12 protein-coding genes are annotated in these 13,863 nt (G+C 72.8%); 10 read left to right on the forward strand and 2 right to left on the reverse strand.

Annotated elements, in window-relative coordinates:
• Positions 1-3 precede the first annotated feature (3 nt).
• From FXF52_RS17220 to FXF52_RS17240, 5 genes are all read left to right on the forward strand, one after another.
• Positions 4-867 (forward strand): sulfotransferase, encoded by an 864-nt coding sequence (locus tag FXF52_RS17220; RefSeq protein ID WP_148797925.1) that lies wholly within the window; start codon positions 4-6, stop codon positions 865-867.
• On the forward strand, positions 864-2,453 hold the full coding sequence (locus tag FXF52_RS17225; RefSeq protein ID WP_255472050.1) for a polysaccharide biosynthesis C-terminal domain-containing protein: 1,590 nt from the start codon (positions 864-866) through the stop codon (positions 2,451-2,453). Before FXF52_RS17220 ends, FXF52_RS17225 begins: the two co-directional genes overlap by 4 nt.
• A gap of 28 nt (positions 2,454-2,481) precedes the next feature.
• Positions 2,482-3,414 carry a sulfotransferase gene (locus FXF52_RS17230; RefSeq protein WP_148797926.1) on the forward strand — a complete coding sequence of 311 codons (933 nt, stop codon included), beginning with the start codon at positions 2,482-2,484 and terminating at the stop codon, positions 3,412-3,414.
• A 255-nt stretch (positions 3,415-3,669) separates the two neighbouring features.
• Positions 3,670-4,605: a glycoside hydrolase family 26 protein gene (locus FXF52_RS17235; RefSeq protein ID WP_255472052.1), complete on the forward strand. Its 936-nt coding sequence runs from the start codon at positions 3,670-3,672 to the stop codon at positions 4,603-4,605.
• A gap of 188 nt (positions 4,606-4,793) precedes the next feature.
• A complete protein-coding gene (locus FXF52_RS17240; RefSeq protein ID WP_148797928.1) occupies positions 4,794-7,898 on the forward strand; it encodes a malectin domain-containing carbohydrate-binding protein in 3,105 nt (1,034 codons plus the stop codon).
• Between the two features lie 65 nt (positions 7,899-7,963).
• On the opposite strand, the gene FXF52_RS17245 is transcribed toward FXF52_RS17240, so the two are convergent.
• Positions 7,964-8,356 (reverse strand): cyclic nucleotide-binding/CBS domain-containing protein, encoded by a 393-nt coding sequence (locus FXF52_RS17245; RefSeq protein ID WP_148797929.1) that lies wholly within the window; start codon positions 8,354-8,356, stop codon positions 7,964-7,966.
• Between the two features lie 113 nt (positions 8,357-8,469).
• On the opposite strand from FXF52_RS17245, the gene FXF52_RS17250 reads away from it, so the two are divergent.
• From FXF52_RS17250 to FXF52_RS17265, 4 genes are all read left to right on the forward strand, one after another.
• Positions 8,470-8,919, forward strand: a complete 450-nt coding sequence (locus tag FXF52_RS17250) for an NUDIX domain-containing protein (RefSeq protein WP_187413546.1) — start codon at positions 8,470-8,472, stop codon at positions 8,917-8,919.
• A 135-nt stretch (positions 8,920-9,054) separates the two neighbouring features.
• On the forward strand, positions 9,055-9,786 hold the full coding sequence (locus tag FXF52_RS17255; RefSeq protein ID WP_148797931.1) for a sugar phosphate nucleotidyltransferase: 732 nt from the start codon (positions 9,055-9,057) through the stop codon (positions 9,784-9,786).
• On the forward strand, positions 9,774-10,841 hold the full coding sequence (locus FXF52_RS17260; protein WP_148797932.1) for an iron-containing alcohol dehydrogenase family protein: 1,068 nt from the start codon (positions 9,774-9,776) through the stop codon (positions 10,839-10,841). Before FXF52_RS17255 ends, FXF52_RS17260 begins: the two co-directional genes overlap by 13 nt.
• The gene (locus FXF52_RS17265; RefSeq protein WP_148797933.1) at positions 10,816-11,541 is read left to right on the forward strand and encodes a CDP-alcohol phosphatidyltransferase family protein; all 726 of its coding nucleotides are present in this window, start codon (positions 10,816-10,818) and stop codon (positions 11,539-11,541) included. The genes FXF52_RS17260 and FXF52_RS17265 overlap by 26 nt, the downstream gene beginning before the upstream one ends.
• A gap of 154 nt (positions 11,542-11,695) precedes the next feature.
• On the opposite strand, the gene FXF52_RS17270 is transcribed toward FXF52_RS17265, so the two are convergent.
• Positions 11,696-12,967 (reverse strand): glycosyltransferase family 4 protein, encoded by a 1,272-nt coding sequence (locus FXF52_RS17270; protein WP_148797934.1) that lies wholly within the window; start codon positions 12,965-12,967, stop codon positions 11,696-11,698.
• Positions 12,968-12,991: 24 nt separating this feature from the next.
• Here FXF52_RS17270 and FXF52_RS17275 point away from each other — a divergent pair, with 24 nt between their 5' ends.
• Entirely contained in the window at positions 12,992-13,852 is an 861-nt protein-coding gene (locus tag FXF52_RS17275) for an Fpg/Nei family DNA glycosylase (RefSeq protein WP_148797935.1), read from the forward strand.
• Positions 13,853-13,863 lie beyond the last annotated feature (11 nt).

Genomic DNA, 13,863 nt, shown 5'->3' on the forward strand with positions numbered 1-13,863 from the left:
GACGTGACGCTGGCCAGGGAGCAGGCGCTCCGTGCGGTGAAGTCGGTGAGCCGGACGGTCGGTCGATTGACCTCCGGTTCGCGGATGGTGCCCGGATTCCTGATCGTGGGGGCGCAGCGCTGCGGCACCACCTCGCTGTTCAAGACGCTCTCGCAGCACCCCGGGGTGCTGCCGCCGGCCTACCACAAGGGCGTGCACTACTTCGACATGGACTACCACCGGGGCATGGGCTGGTACCTCGGCCACTTCCCCACCACCGCGAAGGCGGAGGCGGTCCGGGAGCAGCTCGGCGTACGCGGGATCACCGGCGAGTCGAGCCCGTACTACATGTTCCACCCGCTGGCCGGGCAGCGGATCGCCAAGGACCTGCCGTCGGTGAAGCTGCTGGTGCTGCTCCGGGACCCGGTGGAGCGGGCCTACTCGGCGCACTCGCACGAGCTGGCCCGGGGCTACGAGACCGAGTCGTCGTTCGAGCGGGCGCTGGCGCTGGAGGAGGAGCGGACGGCCGGCGAGCGGGAGCGGATGACCGCCGACCCGAAGTACGCCAGCCACCACCTCCAGCACAACGCGTACCTGGCCCGGGGGCGGTACATCGAGCAGCTGGAGCGGTTCGAGGCGCTGGTCGGCCGGGAACGGCTGCACGTCATCGACAGCGACGACTTCTTCGCCGACCCGCGCCCGGCCTTCGACGCGGTCTGCGACTTCCTCGGCCTGCCCCGCTGGGCGGACATCTCCTTCGGCAAGCACAACTCGCGTTCGCGGTCGCCGATGTCGCCGGAGCTGCGGGCCCGGCTGGAGGCGCACTTCGCCCCGTACGACGAGCGGCTGGCCACCTGGTGGGGACGCGTGCCGTCGTGGCGGCGGTGACCCGGACGGACGGCGGCGCCACCGCGACGCGGACCGCACCGGCCGGCGGACCCGGTGCGGGCGCCGGCCTGGGCGGCGCCGCCCGCCAGAGCTTCGCCAACCTGGTCGGGGTCGGCCTCGCCGCGGTCGCCGGCTTCGGCCTGAACATCGTCATCACCCGGGGCTGGTCGGTCCGCGAGGCGGGCATGTTCTTCGCCGCCACCAGCGCGTTCATGATCGCCGCGTCGGCCGCCCGGCTCGGCACCGACGTGGGGACGGTCTACTTCGTCAGCCGGTACCGGGCCCTCGACCAGCGTGAGCGGATCCGCGGCACGGTGCTGGCCGGCCTGCTGCCGGTGCTGGCCGTCGGGGCGCTGCTCGGCCTGGCCGGCTGGCTGTCCGCCCCGGCGCTCGCCGCGGCCACCATGCCGGAGGCCGGTCCGGACGCGGTGACCGCGCTGCGCATCCTGCTGGCCTTCGTGCCGCTGGCCGCGCTCAACGACTACGCCCTCGCCGCCTGCCGGGGCTTCGGCCAGATGCGGCCCCTGCTGACCGTGGAACGGCTCGGCCGCACGCTGGTGCAGTTCGTGGCGGTGGCGGTGGCCGCCTGGCTCGGTCTCTCCGCCACGTCCGCGCTGCCGCTGGCCTGGGCGGTGCCGTACCTGCTCGCCGCCGCGGTGGCGGTGGTCTGGCTGGGCCGGCTGGTCCGCCGCGCCGGACGGCGCGTCGCCCAGCCGGTGCCGGTGGGCGAGCTGGCCGGGCCGTTCTGGCGGTTCACCGGGCCGCGCGCGCTGAGCAGCCTGGCCGCGATCGTCGTGCAGCGGCTGGACATCGTGCTGCTCAGCGCGCTGCGCGGGCCGGCCGACGCGGCGGTCTACACCGCCGCGACCCGCTTCCTCGCCCTCGGCCAGCTCTCCAGCGTCGCCCTGTCCAGCTCGGTCCAGCACCGGCTGGCGGCCGCGTTCGCCCGGGACGACCGGGCCGAGGCACGGCAGCTCTACCAGGCGGCCACCGGCTGGCTGGTGCTGCTCGCCTGGCCGGCCTACCTCGTCTTCGCCGCGTTCGCCGGGCCCATGCTGGCGCTGTTCGGCTCCGGCTACGGGGCCGGCCGCCCGGTGGTGCTGCTGCTCGCGCTGACCATGCTGGTGGCGACCGGCTGCGGCATGGTGGACATGGTGCTCAACATGGCCGGGCGCACGGCGTGGACCTTCTACAACGCGATGGCCGGCACGGTGCTCAACGTGGTGGCCAACGTCGCGCTCATCCCGGTGTACGGCATCCTCGGCGCCGCCCTGGCCTGGACCGCGTCCATCCTGGTCACCAACCTGGTGCCGCTGGGCCAGCTCTGGTGGTCGCTGCGGCTGCACCCGTTCGGGCGCGGCACCCGGGCCGCGATGGCCCTGGCCGTCGGCTGCTTCGGCCTGCCGCTCGGGGCGGCCAGCCTGCTCGGCGCCCCGGTGCCGGTGCTCGCCGGGTTGACGGTGGTCGGCGCGGCGGCGTACCTGGCCGGCGCCTGGCGCTGGCGGGCCGCCCTGCACCTCGACGCGCTCCGCGCGCTGCGGCGCGGCCGGAAGAGCACCGGCGCGACCCCGGCCGCCCAGTCCTGACCTGCCCCTGCGTACCGATGGGACACCGATGACCAGCAGCACGCCCCTCGCCCCGCACACCGGCCTGTCCGCCGTCAAGGCCGCGAAGCTCGCCGCCGTCGGTCTGCTCGCGGACCGCAAGGAGCGCCGGGAGCTGGAACGGCCGGTGGAGGCCGGCAACCGCAAGCGCAGCCTCCGGGTGGACCGGCCGATCTTCATCCTGGGCGCGCCCCGCTCCGGCACCACCTTCCTGGGCAGCTGCGTCGGGGCGCTGCCGGAGGTCTCCTACCACTTCGAGCCGCGGCTGACCAAGGCGGTGGCCCGCTGCGTGTACGAGGGCAGCTGGACCCCGCAGCGGGCGGCCCGCTACTTCCGCGGCTACTACGGGGCGCTGCTCGCCGCGTCCGGCCACGGCGGCCTCCGGTTCGCCGAGAAGGACCCGGAGAACTGCTTCATCGTGCCGTTCCTGACCGAGGTCTTCCCGGACGCGGTCTTCCTGCACGTCTATCGGGACGGCCGGGACGTCGCGGTCTCGCACGCCGAGCAGCCGTGGCTGAATGCGGCCTCGACGGGCAGCGGAAAGAGCGGCCGGGGCGGTACGGCGTGGGGCGCGGCACCGCGGTTCTGGGTGGAACCGGAGCGGCACGAGGAGTTCACCCGGGTCTCTGACCTGGGCCGCTCCGCTTGGATGTGGCGCCGGTTCACCGGCAGCGCCCTGGCCCAGCTCGCCGAGCTGCCCGCCGAGCGGGTGCGCCACCTGCGCTACGAGGACATCGTCAGCCGTCCCGCGGAGGCGGCCGAGGTGGTGGCCGACTTCCTGGAGGTGACGGACCCGGCGGGCCGGCAGGCGTTGCACGCGCGCTTCGGGAAGGCCCGCCCGGACTCGGTCGGCCGCTGGCGCAAGCGGCTGAGCGAGCAGGACCTCGCCGACGTCCTCGGCCAGGCCGAGCCGCTGCTCAGCCAACTCGGCTACACCCCGTGACAGCGGTCGCATCGGTAGAGTGCCAGGGGTTGTCCGCCCGCCCCGGCGCGCCGTCCCGCTGACGCGGGCCGCCGGGGCCGCCGACCATGGGGCCGGCGACCACCCCGGGGAGAGGTTGCGTTGGTACGACGGTTACGACGCACGACGGCAGTCATGTTCGCCCTGGCCCTTGTGTGGCCGACGGTGACGGCCTGTGACGCCGGGCCGGCCGACCGATCGGACCGGCCGACGACGGTGGCGGCACCGCCCCCCTCGGTGGAGCCCCGCACCGCTCCGGTGCGGACCACCGGGCGCGGGCCGGAGCTGCCGAAGCGGGGCGCCTGGCTCGGCGCGTGGGTCAAGCCGCAGTTCCACAACGCGACCGGGCGCACGACCGCGCTCGACGAGTTCAACCAGGCGGCCGGCGGCAAGCTGACCATGGCGCACATGTTCCACGAGTGGAACGAGGCGTTCCCGGGCGCCACCGAGCGGGCCTTCCAGGCCCAGGGGAAGCTCCAGATGATCTCCTGGGGCGGCACGGACACCCGGTCCACGGTCAGCGGCATATACGACTCGCTGATCCGCCAGCGCGCCGAGGACGTCAAGGCGTTCGGCGTGCCGGTGCTGCTCCGCTACCGGTGGGAGATGGACCGGCCGAACCTGGCCGCCAGCATGCACTCCCCGGAGGACTACGTCGCCGCCTGGAAGCACGTCCGGGCCATCTTCACCGAGGTCGGCGTCACCAACGCGGCCTGGGTGTGGTGCCCGCACGCGGACGGCTTCGCCGAGGCCGACCGGGACGCCGCCGCCTACTACCCCGGCGACGACCAGGTGGACTGGCTCTGCGCCGACGTCTACCCCAGCCCGGAGTGGAACAGCTTCGCCGACCGGATGGACCACTTCATGGCCTTCGCCCAGAAGCACCCCCGGCCGGTGGTGATCGGCGAGTTCGGCCTCACCCAGGAGGGTCGGCCCGGCCAGCGAGCCGACTGGCTGCGCGAGGTCCGGCCCTACCTCAAGAAGCACCCGCAGATCAAGGCGGCGCTCTACTTCGCGGCCAAGCAGACCACGAAGCCGCTGTACGACAGCACGTTCGGCAACGACCCGGAGAGCGCAGCGGTGTTCCGCGAGCTGGCGACCGACCCGTACTTCAGCCCGCCGCCGCCCGACCTGACCGTCTCGTCCGGGCCGCCGTCGGCGCCGGCCCGGTGATCGTCCCTCGTCTTTTCGTGCGAGCTCCGGCACTTCCTTGGTCAAAAAGGGTGGTCCCGGGTGGACGTACCGAGGCCGGATGAGAGAAGGTATTGCTCTCACGCCTGCGGTCGGCCGGACGTACGCCCCACCCCGCGTCGTTTCCCGGCCCTGACCGCAGCGCCTCCGACCTTCACCCGGAGTTGCCTGTGGCTTCCTCGATACTGAGACACCGCTCGGTGTCCGCACTCGGCGCCGCCGCCCTCGGCATCGCCACCCTGTTCACCCCCGGGCTCACCGCCCCCGCGCTCGCGGCTCCCGCGCCGGACCACAGCACGATGGTCGGCGAGGTGCCGACCGACAAGACGCCGAACATCAACGACGGCAACGTGGTCGCCATCTACGACGCGGGCGACAAGGTCATCGTGGGTGGTTCGTTCACCAAGGCGCAGGACCGCGGCCAGCAGACCACCGAGGTCACCCGCAAGTACGTGCTCGCCTTCGACAAGGCCACCGGCAAGATCGACAACTCCTTCGCGCCGGTGCTGGAGGGCGCGACCGCCGACGAACCGGCGGACGTCACCGCGATCATCGCCGGACCGACCCCGGGCACCGTCTACCTGGCCGGCACGTTCAACAAGGTGAACGGCAGCAACTACCGCAAGCTGGTCCTGCTCAACGTCGCGGACGGCAGTGTGGTCACCGGCTTCAAGAACGCGGTGTTCAACGGCACGGTCAAGGACATCGCGCTCGTCGGCGACCGGCTCCTGGTCGGCGGCATCTTCACCAGCACCACCGGGGTCACCCGCAACGGGCTGGCCTCGCTGAACGCCAAGACGGGCGCGGTCGACGACTACCTCACCGTGGCGCTGACCGAGAACCACAACTGGACCAGCACCAACGGCGGCGCCAAGGCGGGCGTCGGCACCGAGAAGCTGACGGTCTCGCCGGACGGCAAGCAGCTGGTCGTCATCGGCAACTTCAAGAAGGCCAACGGGGTCGTCCACGACCAGATCGTCCGGATCAACCTGGGCGACACCTCGGCGACCATCGCCGACTGGAACACCGACCGCTACTCGGCGGCCTGCCGCTACACGTCGTTCGACTCGTATGTCCGGGACGTGGCGTTCTCCCCGGACGGCAAGTACTTCATGGTGGTGACCACCGGCGCGGCGTACCCCGGCACGCTCTGCGACGCGGCCGCCCGCTGGGAGACCTCCGCCACCGGCAACGGCCAGCAGCCCACCTGGGTCAACTACAGCGGCGGCGACACTTTCCTCTCGGTCGGCGTCAGCGAGAAGGCCGTCTACGTCGGCGGTCACTTCCGCTGGCTCAACAACTCGCTGGGCCGCGACAAGGCGGCGCCGGGCGCGGTGGGCCGGGCCAGCATCGCCGCCCTGGACCCGGTCAGCGGCCTGCCGCTGTCCTGGAACCCGGGCCGCCACCCGCGCGGCTACGGCGTCACCGAGATGCTGGTGACCTCGGAGGGCCTCTGGATCGGCAGCGACCAGGACTGGATCGGTCCCGACTTCAAGTACAAGCGCGCGAAGCTCGCGTTCTTCCCGCTGGACGGTGGCAGCGCCCCACACTCGACCAGCACCAAGGGCCTGCCCGGTGACATCTACCAGGCCGGCCGTGCGGCGCAGACCGAGGTGCTCCACCGGATCAACGCCGGTGGCCCGGCGATCCCCGCGACCGACGGCGGCCCGGACTGGGCCGGCGACACCGCCACCGAGCCCAGCCCGCTGCACAACGCGGGCAGCAACACCAAGACGTACGTGACCAACGCCACGTTCGACTCGACCGTGCCGGCCGGCACCCCGGCGACGCTGTTCAACAGCGAGCGCTGGGACGCGTCGACCGCCCCGGACATGCAGTGGGACATCCCGGTCGCGGCCGGCACCCGGGTCGACGTCCGGCTCTACTTCGCCAACCGGTACGCCGGCACCTCGGCGATCGGCGCGCGGAAGTTCAACGTCAGCATCGACGGCGTGCTCAAACTGAACAACATCGACCCGGTCGTCGCCGCCGGCGGCACCGACCGCGGCACCATGCGGTCGTTCTCCGTGGTCAGCGACGGTGTCGTGGACATCGACTTCGGCCGGGTGGTGGAGAACCCGCTGGTCCAGGGCATCGAGATCGTCAAGACCGCCCCGACGCCCGCCGCGTCGGACGTGCTCTACCGGGTCAACGCGGGCGGCCCTGAGCTGGCAGCCGCCAGCGGGCCGGCCTGGGCCACCGACAGCGTGGCCGCGCCGAGCCAGTACCACAACGACGGCAGCAACGTCACCAACTACGCCACCAACGCGACGGTCGACGCGACTGTGCCCGCCGGTACGCCGATTGCCCTGTTCAACACCGAGCGCTGGGACCTGGCGACCGCCCCGGACATGCAGTGGGACTTCCCGGTCCCGGCGGGCACCCCCATCCAGGTCCGGCTCTACCTGGCCAACCGGTACGCCAAGACCGGGACGGTCGGCGCGCGGAAGTTCAACGTGAGCGTCGACGGCGTGCTCAAGCTGAACAACTTCGACCCGGTCGCCGCTGCCGGCGGCACCAACCGGGGCATCATGCGGGCGTTCACGTTCACCAGCGACGGCAACGTGGACATCGACTTCGGCCGCTCGGTGGAGAACCCGCTCATCCAGGGCATCGAGATCGTCCAGCTGCCGCCGGTGCCGTCCGGGGCCGCCCTGGACACCGTGACCAAGCGGTCGTACGACGGGGCGACCGCGGTCGGCGCGGCCACCTCGGTCGCGAACTCCGACGGCACCAAGTGGTCGACGGTCAAGGGCGCGTTCTGGGTCGGCGGCGACCTCTTCTACGGGGTGAACGGTGACCTGTACCGCCGGTCCTTCGACGGCAGCACCTTCGGCACCCCGAAGAAGCTGGACCCGTACCACGACGCGACGTGGGACACGCTGACGACCGGCTCCGCCCCGGAGGGGCAGACGTACGCCGGCATGGCGTCGGACTTCTCCGCGGACATGGCGAACCTGACCGGCATGTTCTACACCGGTGGCCGGCTCTACTACACCCTGGCCGGCCAGAGCACCCTGTTCTGGCGCTGGTTCTCGCCGGACACCGGCACCGTCGGGGCGGAGCGGACCGCCGTCGCGGGCACGACGGCCTTCGGTGACGCGGGTGGCATGTTCCTGGACGGCGACACGCTCTACGTGGTCTCCCGGGGCACCGGCAACCTCTCCTCGATGGCCTGGTCGGGCGGCGCGCCGACCGGCTCGGCCACCGTGCGCAGCGGTCCGGGTGTGGACAAGGTGGACTGGCGGGCCACCGCCGTCTTCGTCGGCCCGTGATCTGAGGCACCACAGGACGATGGCCCGGCCGTTTCGGCCGGGCCATCGTCGTCTCCGCGGTCGGCTCAGACCGTCGCGGCGGCGTGCTCCCGCGCCCAGACCCGCATCAGGTCGCGGACGGAGATCACCCCGGCCACCTCCCGGCCGTCGAGCACCACCAGGTGCCGGAAGCCGCCACGGGCCATGGCCACCGCCGCCTCCTCCACCGTCCAGTCCGGGCCGGCGTAGACGACGTCCCAGGTCAGGTGGGCTCCGGTGCGTTCGACGTCCGGGTCGAGCCCGGCGCCGATCGCGTTGAGCACGTCGCGTTCGGTCATGATCCCGACCCCTTCGGAGTCCGGGTCGATCACGACCGCCGACCCGACACGGCGGGCCGACATCATCCGGGCCGCCTGGCGGAGCGTGTGCTCCGGGCCGACCACGAGAACCTCACTGGACATCGCTTCCCGAACCTGCATCACGCATCACCCCTATGGGACGGTGGCCTCGGTACGGACATGGTGGACCATCGATGCGTACCGGGACAAGGCCACCATCGCCCCCGGGCGGTCCCGCTCGCTACTGTCGTGGCATGCCCACCGAGCCCCTCCGCTGCGCCGGCGCGCTGATCGTGGACGACGACGGTCGCCTCTTCTTCCAGCGCCGGTCGCCCGAGCGGCGCCTCTTCCCCAACTGCTGGGACATCGTCGGCGGCCACCTCGAACCGGGCGAGGAGGTGGCGGACGCGCTCCACCGCGAGGTCACCGAGGAGACCGGCTGGCGGGTCTCGCAGGTGCTCGGCCTGGTCGGCGAGTACCGCTACACCGCCGACGACGGGTTGGCGCGGGTGGAGACCGACTTCCTGGTCCGAGTGGACGGGGACCTGAACCGGCCCCGGCTGGAGGTGGGGAAGCACACCGAGTTCCGCTGGCTGGCGGAGCGGGACCTCGGCCTGCTCGACGAGCACCGCGACGTCAACGACGGGCTGATCCGGCGGATCGCCGAGGAGGCCTTCGCCGCGCTGCGCGCGATCGGCCGGTGACCAGCCGCGCATAGTACCAGCTCACGCGGCACTTGCTGGCTGAACGGCCGGCCAACACCGGTTGGCCGGAGCGCTGCCGAGCGGTGACGCTATCCTCCACGATGACCGTGTGTCAGTCGTGGGGAGGGCTTCGGCATGATCGGGATGGTGCTCGCGGCCGGTGCGGGGCGTCGGCTGCGCCCGTACACCGACACCCTGCCGAAGGCGCTGGTGCCGGTGGACGGGGAGATCACCATCCTCGACATCGCGCTGCGCAACCTCGCCGAGGTGGGCCTGACCGAGATCGTGATCGTGGTCGGCTACGCGGCGGACGCGGTGCGGCAGCGGCAGGCGGCGCTGGAGGAGAAGTACGGCGTCAAGATCACCCTCGTGCACAACGACAAGGCCGAGGAGTGGAACAACGCGTACTCGCTCTGGCTGGCCCGGGAGCACTTCTCCCGGGGCGTGCTGCTGGTCAACGGCGACACCGTGCACCCGGTGAGCGTGGAGAAGACCCTGCTGGCCGAGCGCGGTCCGGCCGTCCTGCTGGCCGTCGACACGCTCAAGCCGCTGGCCGAGGAGGAGATGAAAGCCACCTTCGACGTGGCCGGCCAGCTCACCCGGATCACCAAGCTGATGGACCCGGGTGAGGCGTACGGGGAGTACATCGGCGCGACCCTGATCGAGCCGCAGGTGGCCGACGCTCTCGCCGACGCCCTGGAGGCGACCTGGCGGCGCGACCCGAACCTCTACTACGAGGACGGCTACCAGGAGTTCGCCGACCGGGGCGGCGAGGTGCGGGCGGCGCCGATCGGCGACGTCTCCTGGGTCGAGGTCGACAACCACGCCGACCTGGCTCGGGCGCGGGAGATCGCGTGCCGCTACTAGCCCGTAGCGTGCTGACTCCGCTGCACATCGACGTGCGGCGGGGGGCGGTGGCGGACCTCGGCACGATCCTCGCCGACGGACGGATCTCCGCCGGCGGTGACGTCGCGGTCGTCGTCGGGCCGGGACAGGGGGAGAAGGTCGCCGACCTGGTCCGCCCGTCGCTGCGGTCGGCCGATGTGTTCACCGTCGCCGGGGGCAGTCTGGACGCCGCCGACGACCTCGGCGGCAAGCTTCGGGCCCGGTCGTACGACGCGGTGGTCGGCATCGGCGGCGGCAAGACCATCGACGTGGCGAAGTACGCGGCGACCCGCCGGGGCCTGCCGATGGTCTCGGTGGCGACGAGCCTCGCCAACGACGGGATCGCCTCCCCGGTCGCCAGCCTGATCACCGACGGGATCAAGGGCTCCTACGGGGTGCACATCCCGATCGCGGTGATCGTGGACCTGGACTTCGTGGAAGCCGGCCCGGAGCGGCACAACCGCGCCGGTGTCGGCGACGTGGTGAGCAACATCAGCGCGCTGGCCGACTGGGAACTGGCCCGCGAGGTACGCGGCGAGCCGTTCGACGGGCTGGCCGCCTCGCTCTCCCGGGCGGGCGCCGAAGCGGTGCTCAACCACCCGGGCGACATGAGCGACGACGCCTTCGTCACGGTGCTCGCCGAGGCACTGATCTCCAGCGGCCTGGCGATGGCGATCGAGGGCACCAGCCGTCCCTGCAGCGGCGGATGCCACGAGATCATGCACGCCATCGACGCGCTCTTCCCGGGCACCGCCTCGCACGGCGAGCTGGCCGGGCTCGGCGCGCTCTTCTGCACCTTCCTGCGCGGCGACGAGCGCCGGTTTGCCGAGATGTCGTCCTGCCTGGCGCGGCACGGGCTGCCCCGGCTCCCCGCCGACGTGGGGCTGACGGACGCCCAGTTCGTCGAGGCGGTGCAGTACGCGCCGGCCACCCGGCCGGACCGCTACACCATCCTCGAACACCTTGCGATGTCGCCCGACGAGACCCGTCGGCGGCTGGGAGATTACGCCGATGAACTTCGCGATGACCTTGGCTGACCCGTCCCGGCCCGCGATCGCCGACTTCCACCGGGTCAACCGGGGCGGCGGCCTGTTCAGCGAGTCGATCAGCCAGTGGATCGGGGCGGTCTTCGCGATGGTCGCCCAGCGGCTCGGGCTGCGCCCCACCGCGCTGACCCTCACCAACCTGGTGCTCGGCCTGGCCACCTCGGTCACCGTGGTCGCGCTCGCCGGGCCGGTGGCCGCCGGCGACGTCCCGGCCTGGGCCGTCGGGCTGGTCGCCCTGGTCGGGTGGCAGATCGCGTACGCGCTGGACTGCGCGGACGGGCAGCTCGCCCGGGTCACCGGGCAGGGCAGCTCGGCGGGCGCCCGGGTCGACGTGCTGTGCGACGTGGCCGCCCAGATCGCTCTGGTCGCCGCCCTCGGGGCGACCGCCGTGGCGCAACGCCCGGCCACGCCGGCCTGGCTGGTGGCGATCTTCGCCGGCACCTGGATGGTCAATCTGGTCACCTCGGTGATGCAGGCCGGCCCGAACGCCGCCAGCATGGTCACCTCGTCCTCGCTCCCGGTACGCCTGGTGAAGCTGGTCCGGGACTACGGTGCGGTGATCTTCCTGGCGGGCCTGGTGCTGGCCGTCGCCCCGGCGCTGACCGTGTGGCTGGTCGTCGCCTTCACGATCGTCAACGGTGGCTTCCTGCTCGCCAGCATCGCCTTCTCCGCCCGCGCCTCCCTCCGCTGACGCCCCGCGCCCCGCGCCCCGCGCCCCGCGCCCAAGATCGTGCTCGATTCTGGAGGTAGCGGGGTCCCGCTCGCGCCGAGGGCCCTGTTTCCAGGGTCGGGCGCGATCTTCACGGTGGACGGCTCGGCGAGGCGGGAGCGGGTCGGTCGGAGGGTCAGCGAGACGCCGCGGCCCGGGCGACGTCGGCGTAGATGTCGATGAGGCGCTTGGTGACCACGTCGGGGTGGAAGGTGCGCTCGTAGCGGGCGCGGGCGGCCGGGGCGAGCCGCGCCGCACCGGCCCTCGCCACCGGCAGGGCGGCGGCCAGGGCGGCCGGATCCGGGGCCACCACCCAGCCGGCCTCGCCCCGCTCGATGCCGTCGGGGATGGCCGGGCCGCTGGCGTCCCCGGCGACGGCGGAGGCCAGCTCGGCCGGCCCGGTGCCGGCCGGCTCCCGGGGGGTGTCCGCGCCGACCAGGTAGGGGATCCCGCCGAGCGCGGTGCCGAGCACGGGCCGGCCGCTGGCCAGCGCCTCGATGATCACGGTCGGCAGCACGTCGTGCCAGGTGGAGGTGGCGAGCACCACGGCGCTGTCGGCCAGCGCGGCGCGTACCCCGGCCCGGTCGAGCTGGCCCAGGTAGCGCACGTCGGGCCGCTCGGCGGCGGCCGCCTCGGCCAGCGGGCGCAGCTCGCCGTCACCCGCGATCCGCAGCGGACCCAGCGCGCCCACCGGGTGCCGCCGCCACGCCTCCAGCAGCAGGTCCAGCCCCTTCTCCGGGCTGAGCCGCCCCATGAAGAGGAAGCCGTCGCCGGGCGGCGCCGGGGTGCCCGGGTCGGGAACGGCGTTGGGCTTGACCACGATCCGCTCGTCCGGAATGCCGTAGTCGCGGAGGTGGTCGGCGACCGCGGTGGTGAGCGCGATGAACCGGTCCACCGACCGCCAGGTCGGGCGGTGCACGGCGAGGGTGGTGGCCATCAGGGCGCTCTGCGCCCGCGAGCCCCGGTAGCAGCGGTGCACGATCGCCGGCACGCCCAGCGCCCGGCCCCGGCAGTCCTGGCAGATCACCCCGTCCCGGAAGTAGAGCCCGGAGGAGCAGACCTGCCGGTAGTTGTGCACCGTCTGCACCACCGGCACGCCGCGCTTGTGCGCGGTCCGCACCACCCAGGGCGAGAGCAGCGGGTACGGGTTGTGCAGGTGCAGCACGTCGGGGCGGTGCTCGGCGAGCAGCCGGTCCAGGTCGTGCTGGGCCTTCGGCGCCCAGATCGGGGAGATCGGCAGCAGCGCCTTGGCCGGCTTCGACATGGTGGGGATCTCGTCGGAGCTGCGCAGGAACGGCAGCACCTCCACCCCGGCCGCGGTGAGCTGCGCGATCTCCGCGTCGACGATCGTGTTCTCGCCGGAGGGCTGGGCTTCCCGGTACCGGTTGTGCGCCACCACGATTCTCACGGGAAAGAAGGCTACCGTTGTACGGTGCCCGAACTACCGGAGGTGGAAGCGCTCGCCGGCTACCTGCGCGAGCGGGCGGTGGGCCGGCGCGTCGAGCGCGTCGAGGTCGCCGCGATCAGTGCCCTGAAGACGTACGACCCGCCGCCGAGCGCGGTGTCGGGGCGGGCGGTGGTGGGCGCCGGCCGGCACGGCAAGTTCCTGGACGTCCGGTTCGACGGCGGGCTGCACCTGGTGGTCCACCTGGCCCGGGCGGGCTGGCTGCACTATCGGGAGGCCTTCCCGTCGACCGCCCCGCTGCGTCCCGGCAAGGGTCCGGTCGCCGTCCGGGTACGCCTGGACGACGGCTCCGGCTTCGACCTGACCGAGGCCGGCACCCAGAAGAAGCTGGCCGCGTACCTGGTGACCGACCCGGCGCAGGTGCCCGGGGTGGCGAAGCTGGGCCCGGACGCGCTCGACGCCGACCTGGCCACCTTCGCCGAGCGGTTGCGCAGCCGGCGGGGCCAGGTCAAGGGGGTGCTGACCGACCAGGCGGTGCTGGCCGGGGTCGGCAACGCGTACTCGGACGAGATCCTGCACGCGGCGAAGCTGTCCCCGTTCGCGATCACCGACCGGCTCACCGACGACCAGTTGGGCGCGCTGCACGCCGCCACCCGCGCGGTGCTCGGCGACGCGGTCCGGCGCTCTATGGGGCAGCGGGCCGCCGAACTGAAGGGGGAGAAGCGCTCCGGCCTCAAGGTGCACGCCCGGACCGGGCTGCCCTGTCCGGTCTGTGGCGACACCGTCCGGGAGGTCTCGTTCGCCGACTCCAGCCTCCAGTACTGCCCGACCTGCCAGACCGGCGGCAAGCCGCTCGCTGACCGAAGGTTGTCCCGACTCGTACGGTGAGTAATTGCACG

This window comes from Micromonospora sp. MP36 (assembly GCF_008119785.1).
Classification (GTDB): Bacteria; Actinomycetota; Actinomycetes; order Mycobacteriales; family Micromonosporaceae; genus Micromonospora.